Annotated in this window: 17 protein-coding genes; 12 read left to right on the top strand and 5 right to left on the bottom strand. The window is 68.0% G+C overall.

Going from position 1 to position 15,346, the window contains the following annotated elements; genetic code table 11:
- Window positions 1–2: 2 nt before the first annotated feature.
- The 5 genes from ACFQS7_RS25835 (at window position 3) to ACFQS7_RS25815 (ending at window position 6,167) form a co-directional block, all read left to right on the top strand.
- Window positions 3–1,295: a lysine N(6)-hydroxylase/L-ornithine N(5)-oxygenase family protein gene (locus ACFQS7_RS25835; protein WP_380070021.1), complete on the top strand. Its 1,293-nt coding sequence runs from the start codon at window positions 3–5 to the stop codon at window positions 1,293–1,295.
- A 75-nt stretch (window positions 1,296–1,370) separates the two neighbouring features.
- Window positions 1,371–2,168 (top strand): calcium-binding protein, encoded by a 798-nt coding sequence (locus ACFQS7_RS25830; protein WP_380070020.1) that lies wholly within the window; start codon window positions 1,371–1,373, stop codon window positions 2,166–2,168.
- A 98-nt stretch (window positions 2,169–2,266) separates the two neighbouring features.
- Window positions 2,267–4,525, top strand: coding sequence for a TonB-dependent receptor (locus tag ACFQS7_RS25825; RefSeq protein ID WP_380070019.1), 2,259 nt, complete (start codon window positions 2,267–2,269; stop codon window positions 4,523–4,525).
- 14 nt (window positions 4,526–4,539) lie between these two features.
- Entirely contained in the window at window positions 4,540–4,914 is a 375-nt protein-coding gene (locus tag ACFQS7_RS25820) for a hypothetical protein (protein WP_380070018.1), read from the top strand.
- A complete protein-coding gene (locus ACFQS7_RS25815) occupies window positions 4,911–6,167 on the top strand; it encodes an MFS transporter (RefSeq protein ID WP_380070017.1) in 1,257 nt (418 codons plus the stop codon). Before ACFQS7_RS25820 ends, ACFQS7_RS25815 begins: the two co-directional genes overlap by 4 nt.
- A 212-nt stretch (window positions 6,168–6,379) precedes the next feature.
- Here the strand turns inward: ACFQS7_RS25815 and ACFQS7_RS25810 are convergent, their stop codons facing one another.
- Window positions 6,380–7,609 carry an LLM class flavin-dependent oxidoreductase gene (locus ACFQS7_RS25810; protein WP_380070016.1) on the bottom strand — a complete coding sequence of 410 codons (1,230 nt, stop codon included), beginning with the start codon at window positions 7,607–7,609 and terminating at the stop codon, window positions 6,380–6,382.
- 866 nt (window positions 7,610–8,475) lie between these two features.
- Here ACFQS7_RS25810 and ACFQS7_RS25805 point away from each other — a divergent pair.
- The 4 genes from ACFQS7_RS25805 (at window position 8,476) to ACFQS7_RS25790 (ending at window position 11,052) form a co-directional block, all read left to right on the top strand.
- Window positions 8,476–9,141, top strand: a complete 666-nt coding sequence (locus ACFQS7_RS25805) for a DUF3489 domain-containing protein (protein WP_380070015.1) — start codon at window positions 8,476–8,478, stop codon at window positions 9,139–9,141.
- Window positions 9,141–9,611, top strand: coding sequence for a recombinase family protein (locus tag ACFQS7_RS25800; protein ID WP_380070014.1), 471 nt, complete (start codon window positions 9,141–9,143; stop codon window positions 9,609–9,611). Before ACFQS7_RS25805 ends, ACFQS7_RS25800 begins: the two co-directional genes overlap by 1 nt.
- Window positions 9,580–9,840: a recombinase family protein gene (locus tag ACFQS7_RS25795; protein WP_380070013.1), complete on the top strand. Its 261-nt coding sequence runs from the start codon at window positions 9,580–9,582 to the stop codon at window positions 9,838–9,840. Before ACFQS7_RS25800 ends, ACFQS7_RS25795 begins: the two co-directional genes overlap by 32 nt.
- 168 nt (window positions 9,841–10,008) lie before the next feature.
- Entirely contained in the window at window positions 10,009–11,052 is a 1,044-nt protein-coding gene (locus ACFQS7_RS25790) for a methyltransferase (protein WP_380070012.1), read from the top strand.
- A 48-nt stretch (window positions 11,053–11,100) separates the two neighbouring features.
- Here the strand turns inward: ACFQS7_RS25790 and ACFQS7_RS25785 are convergent, their stop codons facing one another.
- Together ACFQS7_RS25785 and ACFQS7_RS25780 are read right to left on the bottom strand one after the other, a co-directional pair.
- A complete protein-coding gene (locus ACFQS7_RS25785; protein WP_380070011.1) occupies window positions 11,101–11,349 on the bottom strand; it encodes a hypothetical protein in 249 nt (82 codons plus the stop codon).
- A 4-nt stretch (window positions 11,350–11,353) separates the two neighbouring features.
- Window positions 11,354–11,740, bottom strand: coding sequence for a hypothetical protein (locus ACFQS7_RS25780; RefSeq protein WP_380070010.1), 387 nt, complete (start codon window positions 11,738–11,740; stop codon window positions 11,354–11,356).
- A gap of 214 nt (window positions 11,741–11,954) precedes the next feature.
- On the opposite strand from ACFQS7_RS25780, the gene ACFQS7_RS25775 reads away from it, so the two are divergent.
- The gene (locus tag ACFQS7_RS25775; protein WP_380070009.1) at window positions 11,955–12,329 is read left to right on the top strand and encodes a RidA family protein; all 375 of its coding nucleotides are present in this window, start codon (window positions 11,955–11,957) and stop codon (window positions 12,327–12,329) included.
- Between the two features lie 561 nt (window positions 12,330–12,890).
- On the opposite strand, the gene ACFQS7_RS25770 is transcribed toward ACFQS7_RS25775, so the two are convergent.
- Entirely contained in the window at window positions 12,891–13,253 is a 363-nt protein-coding gene (locus ACFQS7_RS25770) for a hypothetical protein (RefSeq protein ID WP_380070008.1), read from the bottom strand.
- A gap of 458 nt (window positions 13,254–13,711) precedes the next feature.
- Between ACFQS7_RS25770 and ACFQS7_RS25765 the strand changes: the two genes are divergently transcribed.
- Entirely contained in the window at window positions 13,712–14,020 is a 309-nt protein-coding gene (locus ACFQS7_RS25765; protein ID WP_380070007.1) for a hypothetical protein, read from the top strand.
- Window positions 14,017–14,427 carry a hypothetical protein gene (locus ACFQS7_RS25760; RefSeq protein WP_380070006.1) on the top strand — a complete coding sequence of 137 codons (411 nt, stop codon included), beginning with the start codon at window positions 14,017–14,019 and terminating at the stop codon, window positions 14,425–14,427. The genes ACFQS7_RS25765 and ACFQS7_RS25760 overlap by 4 nt, the downstream gene beginning before the upstream one ends.
- A 102-nt stretch (window positions 14,428–14,529) precedes the next feature.
- Here ACFQS7_RS25760 and ACFQS7_RS25755 read toward each other — a convergent pair whose 3' ends face one another.
- Window positions 14,530–15,300 (bottom strand): SDR family oxidoreductase, encoded by a 771-nt coding sequence (locus ACFQS7_RS25755; protein WP_380070005.1) that lies wholly within the window; start codon window positions 15,298–15,300, stop codon window positions 14,530–14,532.
- Between the last annotated feature and the right edge of the window lie 46 nt (window positions 15,301–15,346).

The raw sequence follows: 15,346 nt of genomic DNA, 5'->3' as shown, positions 1-15,346 counted from the left end.
GCGTGCTCGACCTTGCCGGCATCGGCATCGGCCCTGCCAACCTCAGCCTCGCCGCGCTTTGCGAGGAAGCCGGGGAAAGCGGGCGCGCGCGGTTCTTCGATCGCAAGCCGGGCTTCTCCTGGCACCGCGGCATGATGCTGCCCGGCGCACGGCTTCAATGCTCCTGGATCAAGGACCTGGTCACGCCTGTCGCGCCGACCTCGCGCTTCGGCTTCCTCTCCTACCTTGCCGCGCGCCGGCGGCTGTTCGCCTTCGTCAATGCCGGGTTCGAGACCGTCTCCCGCACGGAGTTCGCGGACTACCTGGCCTGGGTCGCAGGGCAGCTGCCGGCGCTGCGCTGGGACAGCACGCTGCGGGACATCGGCTTCGAGGCTGGCGCCTTCACCGCGCAGGTCGGGCATGAGCGCGTCCGCGCGCGGCACCTCGTGCTTGGGCTCGGCCACGAACCGGCCCTTCCGGCTTGCCTCGAGCCGCATCGCGGCGATGGCTGCCTGCATGCCACCGAATTCCTCGAGCGCATGCCGGCGCTTGCCGGCCGGCGCGTCGCGGTGGTCGGGGGCGGCCAGTCCGGCGCCGAGATCATGCTCCATGTGCTGCGGTCGGCCGCACCGCCGGCCAGCATCGCCTGGGTCAGCCGCCGGTCCAACTTCCTGCCGCTCGACGAGACGCATTTCTCGAACGAGCATTTCACCCCCGCCTATGTCGAGCATTTCTTCGACCTGCCGGCGGAGCGCCGCGCCGCGCTGCTGCAGGAGCAGCGCATGATGAGCGACGGCATCTCGGCCTCGACCCTACGCGAGCTTTACGCCGAGGTGTACCGGCTGCGCTTCCTCGAGAAGGTGCCGCCTGTCCCGAGCCTGTTGCCGGGTCGCAGCCTCGTCGCCTGCGCGCCATGGCGGGGTGCGCTCAGCCTCGACCTTCGCGCGGCGGATACCGGCGCCGGGCAGCGCATCTTCGCCGATGTGGTGGTTGCGGCCACCGGCTACCGGGTCTCCCTACCGCCCTGTCTCGAGGCGCTCGGCATCGGACGGGATACGACGAACGGCGCGCCGCTGCTGGGGCGCCGCTACGCGCTCGCCTGGGACGGCCCGGCGGCGAACCGCATCTACCTGCAGAATGCCGGCCGCGGGTCGCATGGCATCGCCGACCCGCAGCTTGCGCTGCTGGCGTGGCGGAGCGCGACGATCCTGAACGACGCGCTCGGGCGTGAGATCTTCCCGCTCGGCGCCGAGGCTTCCCTGATCGACTGGTCGCGCCACGGTGAAGATAATGAATCTTGCGCCATTTGCGAATGAGTCGCAATTGCAGACAGCGTAGTCGGACGACATCCCGACTGCGCCGCGGTGAGTTTGCAAGGAGGAGAATCTCGAATGGCTGATTTCAGCTTTCCCGTGCTGGAGCGCGGGTCTGCCCTGGTGGGCGGCGACGGCGACGACGTGTTCCAGATCGTCTCGCCCGGCATCGCCTACGGCGGTGCCGGCGATGACGTGCTGCGTGGTGGTGGCGGCGCCGACATCGCGTTTGGCGGCGACGGCAACGACCAGATCTTCACCGAGGGCGGCCCGGACGTGATCGCCGCGGGCGCCGGCAACGACCTGATCGCCGCCGGCGCCGGCGAGGATTGGGTGGAAGCCGGCGACGGCAACGACCTGCTTTATGGCGGGACGGGCAACGACAACCTGTTCGGCGGCGCCGGCAACGACATGATCTTCGACACCGAAGGCAACAACGGCCTCTACGGCGGCGAAGGCAACGACAACATCCTCGGCGGCGACGGCATCGAGGTGGTGTTCGGTGGCGACGACAACGACCTCATCGTCACCCAGGGCGGCGACGATCAGCTGTTCGGCGGCAACGGCAACGACGTGCTGATCGGCGGCACCGGCAACGATATCCTCAGCGGTGGCGCCGGGCTCGATCGCTTCGTATTCATCGGTGGCGACGGGCAGGATGCCATCTCCGGCTTCACGCCCGGGGACGACGTGCTGCAGATTGCCACCGGCATCAACGGCACGGACATCGACGGCGCGGACGACCTGTTGGCACGCCTCTCGGAGACGACGGCGGGCGTGGTCCTCGACCTCGGCGCCGGCAATGCTGTCCTGTTCAGTGGGCTGACGCTCGCTGGCCTGACCGGCTCCGGGGCGAGCATCTTCGACATCGTCTGACCTTCCGCCAGGCGCGCCGCGACGAAAGTCGCGGCGCTGCCTCGCCGCGTCCTTTGTGCAGCCGCGGTAGTACCGCATGCCGACGAGTGACCCAGACCATGCCCCGACCCTGCCGGCGCGCGCGCCTGCCCCTTATCGGCTTCGCCCTTGCCGCCATGCTGGCCGCACCACCCCGCGTCATGGCGCAGTCCGGCAGCACGGTGCCGACCGACGGCGCCACCGTCACCTTGCCGGAGATGACCGTCACCGGCACCCGCGCCCCGCGGCCGATCGAGGACGTGCCGCAGACGGTGCAGGTCATCGACCGTGACGAGATCGAACGCCAGCTGATCCTCAGCCCCAGCCCGTCGGACGCCGTCGCGCGCCTGGTGCCGGGCTACTCGCCCAGCAACCAGACAATCTCCGGCGCCTCGGAGAATTTCCGTGGCCGCGATGCGCTGGTGCTGCTCGACGGCGTGCCGCTCAACACGCCGCTGCGCGACGTCTCGCGCATCCTGGCGCTGCTGGACCTCAACGCGGTCGAGCGGATCGAGACCGTGGCCGGGGCGTCGAGCCTCTACGGCGCGGGCGCCACGGGCGGCACCATCAACATCATCACCCGACGCCCGACCGAGGGGCCGGCGCAGGTCACCTTGAACACCGCACTCCGCGCCTTCACCGCCAATCCGGGACGGTCGCTGGCGCCGGAGCTGTCGCTGGGCGTGACCGGCCGCACGCAGGGCGGCCTGGACTATGTGCTGAACGGCAACCTGCGCCATACCGGCCGGACCTATGACGGCCGCGGCCGCGCGCTCCCTTCCGACGCCCTCCTCGGGCAGGGCGGGGCGGACCGCACGGACAGCGGCAACCTGCTGGCGAAGTTCGGCTACGACATCGACGTTGCCCGCCGCGTCGAGGTCTCCGCCACGGTGATCCGGCTGGCGCAGGACCCGGACTTCCTGACTCTCTATTCGCCGCCGCGGGCCAGGCCCGACTTCAACACGCCCTATCCGGGTCGCAGCGTGCGCGAATCCTCGCAATCCTTCTCGGCCCGCTACACCGACACCGACTTCGCACTCGGCAACCTGTCGGTGGTCGCCTACTACAACGAGATCGAGAAGCGCTTCAACTTCACGCAGTTCTCCTATCCCTACAACAGCGTGGTCTATTACTCCGGCAATCCCGCAGCGCCGACCAGCGCGGCGAATCAGACGACGCTCTATTCCACCCGCTACGGCGTCAACCTCACCGTCGACACGTCGCTCGACCGCCTGCTCGGCGGGGCGCGCCTTACCTGGGGCGGCGACGTGATCCATGAGAGGACGCGGCAGGAGCTTCTTTCGGGCGAGAATGTCTTCACGCCGCTCGAGCAGACGACGCTCGCCGGCTTCGGCCTGCTGCAGGTGCCGGTCGGGCCCCGGCTGACCCTGCGTGGCGGGTTGCGCTACGAGCATTTCGCGCTCTCGGTCGACGACTTCGTCCGGCCCGCAGCCTATACCGGCGTCGCAGCTCGCAATGCCGCCGGCTTCAGCCCCTTCGTCCTGCCGGCACTTCGCGTCAGCGGCGGGAACTTCAGTTATGACGCGATCACCGGAAATGCCGGCGCCACCTTCCGCCTGACGGATCGGGCGGAGCTCTACGGCGGCTTCTCCCAGGGTTTCGCCCTGCCGGATGTCGGCTCCTTCACCCGCCGGGCCGGGCTTTCCACCGCCTTCGCCTGCCCGGTTGCCCGGCCCAACTGCCTGCCGGCCGGTGCCAGCGTCGGCTACGCCAATATCGGCCCGGAAGCACAGGTCGTGAACAGCTACGAGGTCGGCGTGCGGCGCCGCGGCGAGGACGCCAATGCCGGCCTCGTCGGCTTCATCAGTACCTCGGACCAGGGCGTCACCTTCGACCCGCTGACCAACCGGATCAGCCAGCAGAAGGAGATGATCTGGGGTGCGGAACTCAATGGCGACGTCAAGCTTAGCCAGCGCTTTAGCTTGGCCGGCCTGCTCGCCTACCGCGAGGGCCGCTACGACACGGACGGCGACGGGCACCTCGACAGCTTCCTGCCCAACAACCGGATCGCCACGCCGTTCCGCGCGGTCCTGTCCGGCATCTGGCAGTTCGAGGAAGGGACCATGCTGCGGGCCGAGGTGGTTGGGTTCACCGGCCGTAACCAACGCATCGACCGCAGCGGCACGCGCTATAAGATCGAGGATGGCGGGACGATGAACCTGGCGGTGAGCACGCCGGTGCTCGGCGGCCAGGCCTATGCCTCTGTCGAAAATCTCTTCGACACCGGCTACCAGAACCCGACTGCCACCTCGGTCCGCAACCTGCCGGTCGAGGCTTTCGGCCGCACCATGACCTTCGGATACCGGAAGACGTTTTGAACGCGGAGGCAACGATGGTGCAGCTCGAGGCGGAACCCGCCGGCATCCTTACCCTGCGCTTCGGGCCGCCCTATGCGGCGGATGACGAGCCCGCCTATCTCGCGGCGCTCGAGGCGATCGGCGGGCACGAACGGCCTTTCGCCCTGCTCGCCATCTTCGGTGGCCGCGGCCGGCTCTCGCCGGCCGGCGAACGCGCCCAGGCGCTGTGGTTCAAGGCCACGCGTCACCAGCTCGACCGGCGCTGCCGGGCACTTGCCATCGTGCGGCCTGGCGATCCCGGCGGGTCGGCGTCGGTGTTCGGTCGGCTTTGGGCCTTTCCCGTTGGCGTCTGCGAAACCGAGGCCGAAGGGCGGGCCTTCCTCGCCGGCCAGTTGCCGGTGCAACCATGAGCGCCGCCGACACGGCGAAGCGCCAGCGCCTCCGGCTCTTCGCCGTGCTCGCCGGCCTCTATGTAGCGCAGGCGATCCCGAGCTACCTGCTGGCCGCCGCCGTTCCGCCGATCATGCGGGAGGCGGGCGTCTCCCGCTCCGCCATCGGCTATTTCAGCATCCTGTTCCTGCCGCTCGTGCTGAAATTCCTCTGGGCCCCGTGGGTGGACCGGGTCAGGCCCTTTGCCCGTGCGCATCGCGCCGGCTGGGTGGTGCTGACGCAGCTTGGCGTAGTCGGCTGCATCCTCGCCCTCACCGCCGTATCGCCGAGCGAGGTAACCACCGTGCTGGCGATCGGCTTCACCGCGGCCCTGTTCATCTCGACCCAGGACATCGCCACGGACGGCTATGCCGCGAAGCATCTGGCGCCAGAGGACCGCGGCTTGGGCAATGCGATCCAGGGAGGGTCGATCGCTTTCGGCGTCCTCGTCGGCGGGACGCTCGGCCTCGTGCTACATCATCGCTTCGGCTGGCAGACCATGCTGCTGACCATCGCCGCCATCTCGCTGCTGCCCTTGCTGGCGGCGCTGGCGATGCGGGAGGGCCCCCCCGCAGTGACGGTTGCTCGCCCCTCGCTGCGAGCCTTCCTGCGCCGACCGGAGGCGCGTGGAATTCTGTGGGTGGCACTAACCTACCGCGCCAGCGAGGGCTTGGTGAAGGCGATGGAGGGATCATACCTGGTCGATGCCGGCGTGCCGCTCGACATGATCGGCTTCATCTCCGGCGGCTCGGCCGCGACGGCGGGGGTTGCCGGCTCGGCGTTGGCCGCCTGGCTGGTGCGGCGTGCCGGACTGTCATACACGCTCGGCCTGCTCGGCGGCCTGCGGACCCTTTGCTTCCTGCTGTTCACCCTGCATGCCGCCGGCATCCTGTTCGGATACTGGCCATTGTACGGAGCGGCCGCCTTCCAGACCCTGATCCGCTACATGGAGATCGTCGCTCTCTACAGCCTCTTCATGTCGGTGACCTCGTCGGACCAGCCCGGCACCGACTTTACCACGCTCGCCTGTGCGCAACTTGTCGTCTATCTCATCGGCTCGCTGGTGTCAGGACGCATCGCCGACGCGCTGGGATATCCTGCTTTGTTCGGCATCGCCGCGGCTCTGTCCGGTAGCGCGGTCCTGGCGACGCTCGCCTTGCTTCGGCGCATCGAAGCCAGTCCTGTGTCGCCGTACCGGGCCGGGATACAACCTGAGACGCGGGTGCAAGGGTGAAGGCCGGGACCGGCACCCGCTGGTCGGCAAAGGCAACACTTCATGCGACCATCCCGGCGGCAGTCCGGACTGCGCGCCTGTCAAACCACTCGGCCCATGGGGTGCTGCACTAGGAGCCCCAAACATGGCCCTCTCCGACACTGCCATCCTCGTTCTGACGGGGTGAAGCATCGCCCCCAGGCGGGCTCAGAGATGACCAAGTCGGCTTATTGTTAGCCGTGATGTTTGTCGAAATCCGGCACATTGCTGGATGAAGCCGCGAGCATCTGCGACCTGGTCACCCTCAGCGCTTCGGCAGCCGAAGCGTTCTCTTTAATCTTCGCCATCACTGCGTCGCGTGCCCGGTCGAAGTATTCGCGGTTCGCGGCGACGAACTCGCGCGATTTCCGCAGGCCGGCGAGATACCCATTGATCTCGGGAACCACGTAGCGCGCCACCATGTCCCAGCTGCGGAAGGTGTTCTCGGGGTTAGCCCAATCATGCACGAAGCCGACCAGGGTGCCGAAGCCTCCGCTAAGGGTCACGACCTCCTTGATCCGTGCAATGAGGTCGTCCGGCGTGCCGATCGTGGCAATCGCGCCAGGACCGTCGGCAGTCTTCTCTACAGCTTCGTCCGGATCGGTGAACGGCTTGGCTCCGGGCCGCTGCAGTGTGCCGGCGATATACTCGTTGTGGTGACGCAGCAGGCCGTCCCGTGCCTCGGCACGCGCCTTCTCACGAGTTTCGGCGATGTGCCAGCTCAGCAGGACGCGCCAGTTTTTCCGGTCGATCGTGGTGCCGTGCTTTCGTGCCGCTTGCTCGGCAAAGCCCCACTGCGTTGGCAGCGCGTTCAGCCCCTCGGTCGAGAGCGAGCCGATGGAGATGATGCCAATGCCGTACTTGCCCGCGAGGGTCATCCCGGATGGGCTGATCTGCGACGCAACGGCAAAAGGCATCTCCTCCTGCAGCGGCAAAAGCTGCAGCGCGGCGTCGTTCAGGTTGAACCAGTCGCTCTGGTGGGTAATGCGCTCGCCGCGGAACAGCCGGCGGATGATGCCAATCGCCTCGTCCTGCCGGTCGCGCAGCAGCATCGGGTCTATACCGAGAGTGTGGGCGTCCGAAGCCAGGGCGCCGGGCCCGGAGCCGAATATCACCCGGCCGCCGGTCATGTAGTCGAGCTGAACCATCCGCTGCGCGACGTTGAACGGGTGATGGTAGGGGAGCGACACGACCCCGGTGGCCAGTTTGATGCGCTTCGTCCGTTCGCCCGCAGCAGCGAGGAACATCTCTGGCGAGGCGATCATCTCCCAGCCGCTTGAATGGTGTTCGCCGCACCAAAATTCGTCGTATCCGAGCTTGTCGAGATGTTCGACCAGATCAAGGTCACGACGAAACTGCAGCAGTGGGTGCTCGCCGATCGGGTGATGCGGAGCGAGAAAGGCACCGAAACCGAGCCGAGGCATGAGGGCGTCTCCTTATCGCCTACGTCAGAGCGGCAGGTCGAGGCCGTCCTGTTACACGTGGCAGTTATGAGAGCTGCCAAGCCTTGTCATATATCCCTTCGAGGCAGTCCCATGAGACGATAAGCGGCACCTTGTGCGTCCGGCAAGGTAAGCGGGCCCGGGACGCCGCGACTCTGTGAAGCGCGGCGAGATGGAGTCTGCTACGCGTTAGATGTATCGCAGCCTGCGTTGCGCGGCTCTGCAGCTGCGTTGGAGCGTCGTCTGCCGCTCGTGAATGTGGACGACCAACAGAAAATGTACCTTGGTTTCCTCCATTACCCCCAGGGTCTAGGAATATACCTGAGGACAACCTTGGACGTATCTGTCCCGCCCGGCAACGAACATGGTTTTATCCCACAGCCCAAAGGATCAGCACCTTGCGTACGGGCCTGTGGGCAGGCTCATGCTGTGTTCTCGCTGAAGGCGTCTGCCAGGGGAGAAGCTGTCCAGAACCTCGCCGCATTGGGGATGAAAGCGATTGCGCAAATGCCAGTACGAAGTGGAAAGCGGGCCAGGCATGTTTTCCCGCTTCACTTCGCGCCTGCACAGAGCGAATGGTCTGTCACGCGCCGCGGTAGCCGCCAGCGCACTGCCCTGATCGGCTTCCCTGCGGGGCTTGGGCCGTAGCACCCGGGTTGTCGGGTGCCGCACCCAGAAGCCCCGACATGGCCTTCTCCGACACCGCCCGCTGAATCCCCGCCGAGGCCGCACAACACCCGCTGCGCCTGGCCGCGCCGCCCGACAAACTGCCGACCGCCGCTGCCCGGACGGTGCTAAACAACCTGCTCAAGCAGGGCTACGTCGAGGCGTGCGAGGTACCGGAGGAGTTGGCCGACCTGCGCTGGCATCAGCAGGATGGTAGCAAGCCCATCGTGCGCATCACCGACGTCGGCATAGTGGCCGTCGGCGCCGCGCCTGCCGACGTTGCGGCCGTGGATGAGGCCGAGAAGGCCGTCGAACAGGCACCGCCCGACTCAGCCCCCGCCGACGCGGCCCAGGAGCCCGGCAGCGCGCCGTTGGCGACTCCTGCGGCTGCGGAGGCCCTGGTGGCGACCAGTTGCGCCGAGGCGGCCCAGCCGCCCTCTACGGTGCCCTCGGCGCGCCCCAGCCTGCGCGACGCCGCCCACCACGTCCTCAACGCGTGGGACGACGAGACCGGCGACCGCACCGGCCTAGCCGACGCCATCGGTGCCCTCCGCGCCATCCTGGTCAAGCGAGCCCCGGTACCCCGCTCCGCCGGCCCACGCAAGCCGCGCGAGGGTACCAAGCAGCAGCAGGTCCTTGCCAAGCCGCGCCCGCCGGAAGGCGCCACCGTCACCCAGATCGCCGAGGCGACCGGCTGGCAGGCTCACACGGTCCGCGGCGTCTTCGCCGGCTTGAACAAGCGCCAAGGCATCGCCGTCGAGGCGGCCAAGCGGGTCCGCCAAGTCGGGCCCGGCAAGGAGGGGACCACGGGCAGCTACACCGTCTGCCGCTTGGCCGAGGCGGGCTGATGCGGCCGGTGCTGCCCCACGGCGCTGCCAGGCTGGCGGTGGGGCTATACCGGGTTTCCACCGCCGAACCGGGGCACAGCGGCCTCGGGCTTGAAGCCCAGCAGGCCAGCGTGTGGGCCTATGTCGCGGCGCAAGGCTGGACGCTCGTTGCCGAGCACCAGGACGTGGCCAGCGGCAGGAATGACCGCCGGCCGGGCTTCCAGGCAGCGCTGGCCCGCTGCCGGCAGCTCGGCGCGGTGCTGGTCGCTGCCCGGCTCGATCGCATCACCCGGCGCGCCTACACGCTCTCGGGTCTGCTGGAGGCGGGGTACCAGGTCCGGGCGGCCGACATGCCCGGCGCGGACGACCTGATGATGCGGATCTACGCCGCCATGGCGCAGAAGGAGCGCGAGCTGATCAGCGAGCGCACCCGGGCGGCGCTGCGGGCCGCCAAAGCGCGTGGAGCGGTGCTGGGCGGCGACAGAGACTAACGGCCGCGAGGGGCCCAGCGCCGCAGCAGCGGCCCAGGCGCGGCGTGTGGCGGCGGAGCAGGTCGCGCACCGGCTTGCGCTGGAGGTGGACCGGCTGCGGGCAGATGGCGTGACAGGCCAAGCAGCGATCGCGCGGGCGCTGACCGAGCGTGGCGTGCCGACGCCAAGGGGTGGGGCGGCCTGGACTTACGCGACAGTGGCACGGGTGCTGGTGTGGGCGGGGACCTGACGGCTTCTGTCGAGCCGCCGACGGAGGCGGGAAGCAGACTTCTGACGACGGCATGCGGTAAGAACGGCCCGGGTGAAAGGATGGCGACTCTTGTGGGCAGTTGCCGCACCCCGACCACTAAGGCGCTTTTCGTCACCTTTCGCTGGCGCGCCAGGGAGGGCACGATTCATGGTCGATAACCAGTCCCGCGAGATGGCCGCGACCGACCCCTCGGCCGAGTTGGTGCGACTGATCAACGGGTATCAGATTTCCCAGGCGCTGCACGTCGCCGCCACGCTCGGCGTGGCGGACCACCTGAAGGACGGCTCGCAGCCGAGCGACACTCTGGCCCGGGCCTGTAGCGCGCATCCGGCATCGCTCTACCGACTGCTGCGCGCCTTGGCCGCGGTTGGCGTCTTCCACGAGGCTGAGGGTCGGCGCTTCTCGCTTACTCCGCTCGGCACCTGCCTCACCGGCGATGCCTTGGGTTCGCGGCTCGACTACGCGCGCTGGGTTGGAACGCCCGGCATGTGGCAGTCATGGGGCAACTTGCTGCATGGCATCCGTACCGGAGAAGGCGCGGCCGGGTTCACCTGCGCGGTGGAGGCCTGGACCTACCGCGACCAGCATCCCGAGGAGCGGGCGGTGTTCGATGCCGCGATGACGGCCCTCTCGCGTGCTGAGGCGCGGGCGGTGACCGAGGCCTACGACTTCGGCCACTTCGGCTGCACCGTGGATGTCGGTGGCGGTGAAGGCCATCTGCTGAAAGCCATCTTGCTCGCCTGTCCCGACGCCCGTGGCATCCTGTTTGACCAGCCGCAGGTTGCCGTCACGGCGGAAGGGGTCTTTGCCTCGGCCGGCCTGACGCAACGATGCCAGGTCGCCGCAGGCAATTTCTTCCAGGCCGTCCCTGGTGCGGGGGACGCCTACATCATGAAGGCCGTCCTGCACGACTGGGACGAGGGCGACGCGACCGAGATCCTGCGCAGCTGCCGCCGTGTCATGCCGGCGACAGCGACGCTGCTCGCTATCGAACGGGTTGTTGGGCCGCCCAACCAGGACCCAAGCGGCAAATCCTTCGACCTGAACATGCTCGTGCAGTACGGCGCCTTGGAGCGCACCGCTCAGGAGTTTCAGGTGCTGCTGAACAGCAGCGGCTTCGACCTCGTCGGAGTCATCCCGACCTACTCGCCACTGAGTATCATCGTTGGGCGGCCGGCGCCCGCCGCGTGACGACGAGGAGCCCTGTTCGGGGCTGCGTGTCGCCGCAGCGGGCCGGCCTCAAACTCTTTCGCTCTCCCCTTGCACCACCCAGCCGACGAAGGGCGGCTCGCCGCAGTCTGAGCACCATAGCTCAGGGTGCAGCCCGATCAGGTGCAGCCGGGCATCGCGGCCGACGCTTGAGATCAGTGTCTGGCGCTGAAAGGTCCGGACACGGCAGGCGCAGGGCAGCAGTAACGCCTGATCCCTGGCCAGGTGATCAACGGTGAAGGTGAAGGCCGGGTCCATGCCCGCCATGAGGGCCACCATGCTGCTAACGAAGTGCGTCTGAGGGGCAGCGCCGCATTACGACGTAGCCGCTCGCCGTCAGGTGCCGCACGAGTTGGCCAGCAGCCAGTTGGGACGCGTACTCGACACCGGTGCGCCGCGCCTTGCCGCGCTCGTCGAAGCGCATCGCGTAGGCCAGCGAATCCGCCACCTCGGCTGGGTCCGCCGGGCTCAGGGCGGTCCCAGCCGCGTCCTCTGCCGCCGGCAGCGCCTGGTAGCAGCCTAGGTCTCGCAGCAGATCGGTGACGGCCCTCCCCACGATCTCGGCCTGCAGTGCTGGTTTCAGGCCGCGGCCCAGGCCCCTCGCCTCGGCAGCGGCCTCCAGCACGGTCATGGACCGGGTGGCGATGGCCATGGTGATCACCTCCCGCATGCGGCGGAGACTTCGGGGCTGACCGGGCTGGGCTCGCTCATGCGCTCAACATGTTCTAGTTTTGTTCGATACACAACAGGGGGCCAGCAAGGCTCCGCACTAGGTGGCATGGCGCCGCTCTCCGGTCGTGTGCCTGACTTGGTTGATCCCGGCCACGCATTGACGCTTCTAGCACCCGATCCGCAGCCTGCAGAAACGCTACAGGAGATAAGCCATGGAGTTCTTCGATCAGCCTGGCCCAGGTGAAGCCCGGCCCTTCAGCCGCATGGTGAAGGCGGGCGGCCTGGTCTGGGTTTCCGGCCACTCCGCACCGCACGACCCGGCCCGTGGCCTCCACCGCGGTGCTACCCCGGCCGAGGAGGTGCGCAACGCACTAGCCTTGATCACCGGCCTGCTGGCCGAGGCCGGCAGTAGCCTCGACCGGGTGGTGCAGGTGACCATGCTGATCAGCGACCGCGCCGACTACGCCGCCTGTAACGCCGAGTATGTGAAGCACTTCCCGGGTGGGCTGCCGGCGCGACACACTGCGCTGTTCGGCGTGCCGACCGAGGCCAGGGTGGGTTTTGCCTGTGTCGCGCTGGCCGAGTAGCGCGGCAGCCGGACCGAAATGTCGCCCATGTGGCTGTTCACCACCGAGCATCGGTCGTTGTTCCGAGGTGAACAGCTCTGTCGTCAGGCGATGCGACAGTCGGCGACGCCGAGGTCCTGCCGATCGAACAGCTTCGCCCAAGCTGTCCTTCGGCTCCTTGGCCTCGGGCTTGCGCGCGGTCCCCCTGATCATCTTGTCCAGCAGCTGCCCGGTCAACCCGAGCGCATCGACCTGGTTGTCATGCTTGCCTGCGGGGAAAGTCAGCAGCTTGGCCCCAAAGGCCTTCCGCCACGGTGAGTGCCGCAGCAGGTGCAACCCATCGAGTGCCAAATGGCCACGAAACGATTGCACCCGCACCGACTTGTCGCCCCGAGTGGGAAAGGCATGCCGCGCCACGTAGGCCTGGCGCTCGCGCATGCAGCTCTCGAGGAAGGGCCCGATGCCGGCGCGGATCTGCCCGGTCTCCTCCACCCAGCCAATCGGCCGCCACTCGCGCACAAGGTCGCAGAACGCCTTGACCCAGGCATCGGCCGCGGTCTGGCCACGCCAGAGGCCAAGCAGTCATTGCCGGCCCTCCGGGTCCATGCCGACCACCACATGCACGGCGAAGTCGCGCCCGCGGCGGTGACGGCGTAGTCTGAGCCACCACAGACCTGCAGCGTCGCCCGGTCCGGCAGGCCTGTCGGCCTCGCGCAGCCACTGCCGCTGGAAGTAGTGGCCGGTGTCCGGCACTGGTCGTTGCTGATAGAGCGCGGACCAGCTGCGGGTGCTGGCCTCGGCCTTCATCCGGGCCAGCGAGGCGGCATAGCCATAGCCATCGTCACTCCACAGCATCTCGCCCGGGGCGCGACCCAATGAATCCTCTGCTTCGGCCTCCGCCGGCAGGGACACCACCCGCCACTGGCCGCCCTGCGCCTCGAGCAACCGCCCGGACAGGTCGTCCTCGTGCCAGCGGGCTGGACCACGACAATGGCCGCCCCGGGCCGCAGGCGGGTGCGCAGGTCATCCTGGAACCATTCCCATACTCGATGCCGCCGTGCCTCGCTGTCCGCCTCTTCCCTCGACTTCACTGGGTCGTCGATCAGCGCCAAGTCGGCCCGGAGCCCGGTGATGACGCCACCGATGCCGGCCGCCCCGGTATTCCCCGCCATTACTTGTGGTCCAGAGGTCCTCGGCCTCGCGCTCCTGCCGGTAGCCGAGAGCCAGGCCATGGGCGCGGATCCGGCCCCGCACCCGGCGGGAGAAGGTGCCGGCCAGGTCGGCGGTGTTGCTGGTGGCGATGACCCGGCGGTCGCGGCCCTGGGCCAGAAACCAGGCGGGAGCAGGTCGGAGGTGTAGGTCGACTTGGCTGAGCCCGGCGGCATGAACACCATCAGCCGGTCGTGCACGGCGTCGGCCACCGCCTGCAGTTCGCGGATCAGCAGGCGATGGTGGTGGTCGGCACCTGGCTCGCGGCACGGACCGAGCCGCCGGACCTGAAGGAGGGCGACGTCCAGAAGGCCCTTGAGCGGCTCGACCCGCTATGGGGCGAATTCTTCCCGGCGGAGCAGGCGCGGATCGTCCGGACGTTGGTCGAGCGAGTGGTGGTCGAGCCTGCCGGCGCCGATGTCCGCCTTCGCGTGGAGGGGCTGGCCGGCTTGGTCCGCGACCTCGGTGCGGGCGCGTCCGGCGCAGAGCAGGTAGCAGCATGAGCGCGGCGGCCAGCATCACCGTCCGGGTGCCGCTGACCATCCTGAGGCGCTTGGGGCGGAAGACGGTGGTGATGCCAGTGCAGGAAGGCACAATGGCTGTAGCCCCGCGAGCCGATCCGGCGCTGGTGAAAGCATTGGCGCGGGCGTTTCGATACCAGCGTCTCCTGGACGAGGGGCGCTATTCGTCGATCAGCGAGATGACGGCGGCAGAGCGAATAGAGTGGGGGGACCTGGGCAGCCTGCTGCGGCTGACGCTGCTGGCGCCGGAGATCGTCGAGGCGATCTTGGATGGGCGGACTGCCGAAATGGCGCTGCCGAAACTGCTCGAGCCGTTCTCGGTGAACTGGGCGGAACAGCGCAGTGCTGTGGAGCCCAATCCAATGCCCGAGCCCGGCGAGGTCGATTGACCGCTCTGGGCGGAGAGCAGAGTTGTAGGTTCGGTCAAGAGATGCCGGCGATGGGCCGGCGCTCAGGCGTCCATACATTGGAACTGCGTGCTGTCCCCGTGCTCACCACTTTTCGACCCACGGCCGTAGCACGATTTCAAATGCCCAGGTTGACCGATGCTGGCGGTGCAATTGCAGGTAGGTTTCCGCGATACGGTCCGGATCAGCCATGTTGTCGTTCACGGTCGCGCCTGCCCGACGATGGGCGCGGGTCCCGTCTTCCTGGGGCAAGCCGACCGCCGCGTCGATCGGGACATTCGCCACGTGGATTCCCTGCGGCATCAGTTCTCGCGCCATGCTTTGCGCGAGCCCCGATTTGGCATGACATGCCATTGCAAAGGCACTGCTCGATGGGAAGCCCTTGAGCGCCGCGCTTGCGTTCGTGAATATAATCGACCCCCTCACGCCGCTGGCATTCAGTTCGTTCTCCAGCATCAGTCGGGCTGCCTGCCGGCCGACCAGAAACGCACTGAACGCCGCGCTCCGGATTGTATCAAAAGCCAGGCTTGGATCGACGTCGATGATCCGCTTCCCGAAGATGCCGGGAACCCGGCCATCGATGTTATGCACGACAAGCGTCGGCGCTCCCAGGTCCCGCACGACGGCCGAGAACAGCTGCTCCACAGAGGCGGGGTCACTGGCGTCAGACCCGTATCGGCGGACGCTGTGCGTCTTCTCCAGATCCTGCAGGGCCGGCTTGTCCGGGGTCCTGGCGGCGATGCCAACAGCCATGCCGTTGGTTGCGAAGAGCCTTGCACAGCTGGCGCTGATGCCGGGCCCGCCTCCAACAATGAGCGCGACGTCCCGGCGGTCTGGCTTATCACTCGGCGCCATGTCTCGTGCTCCCGGTCGACACAGAAAAGACGGCCCGGGGGTGCGG

This window comes from Dankookia sp. GCM10030260 (assembly GCF_042666655.1).
Classification (GTDB): Bacteria; Pseudomonadota; Alphaproteobacteria; order Acetobacterales; family Acetobacteraceae; genus Paracraurococcus.
Note: the sequence above shows the minus strand (reverse complement) of the source record. Positions and strands in the feature narration are given on the sequence as shown.

What these genes read in the sequence shown, in the direction of transcription:
- ACFQS7_RS25760 (WP_380070006.1), top strand. Translation starts at nt 14,017, where the DNA reads ATGAGCGCGGCGGCCAGCATCACCGTCCGGGTGCCGCTGACCATCCTG.
- ACFQS7_RS25790 (WP_380070012.1), top strand. Translation starts at nt 10,009, where the DNA reads ATGGTCGATAACCAGTCCCGCGAGATGGCCGCGACCGACCCCTCGGCC.
- ACFQS7_RS25775 (WP_380070009.1), top strand. Translation starts at nt 11,955, where the DNA reads ATGGAGTTCTTCGATCAGCCTGGCCCAGGTGAAGCCCGGCCCTTCAGC.
- ACFQS7_RS25785 (WP_380070011.1), bottom strand. Translation starts at nt 11,349, where the DNA reads ATGGTGGCCCTCATGGCGGGCATGGACCCGGCCTTCACCTTCACCGTT.
- ACFQS7_RS25825 (WP_380070019.1), top strand. Translation starts at nt 2,267, where the DNA reads ATGCCCCGACCCTGCCGGCGCGCGCGCCTGCCCCTTATCGGCTTCGCC.
- ACFQS7_RS25755 (WP_380070005.1), bottom strand. Translation starts at nt 15,300, where the DNA reads ATGGCGCCGAGTGATAAGCCAGACCGCCGGGACGTCGCGCTCATTGTT.
- ACFQS7_RS25820 (WP_380070018.1), top strand. Translation starts at nt 4,540, where the DNA reads ATGGTGCAGCTCGAGGCGGAACCCGCCGGCATCCTTACCCTGCGCTTC.
- ACFQS7_RS25810 (WP_380070016.1), bottom strand. Translation starts at nt 7,609, where the DNA reads ATGCCTCGGCTCGGTTTCGGTGCCTTTCTCGCTCCGCATCACCCGATC.
- ACFQS7_RS25800 (WP_380070014.1), top strand. Translation starts at nt 9,141, where the DNA reads ATGCGGCCGGTGCTGCCCCACGGCGCTGCCAGGCTGGCGGTGGGGCTA.
- ACFQS7_RS25780 (WP_380070010.1), bottom strand. Translation starts at nt 11,740, where the DNA reads ATGCGGGAGGTGATCACCATGGCCATCGCCACCCGGTCCATGACCGTG.
- ACFQS7_RS25830 (WP_380070020.1), top strand. Translation starts at nt 1,371, where the DNA reads ATGGCTGATTTCAGCTTTCCCGTGCTGGAGCGCGGGTCTGCCCTGGTG.
- ACFQS7_RS25815 (WP_380070017.1), top strand. Translation starts at nt 4,911, where the DNA reads ATGAGCGCCGCCGACACGGCGAAGCGCCAGCGCCTCCGGCTCTTCGCC.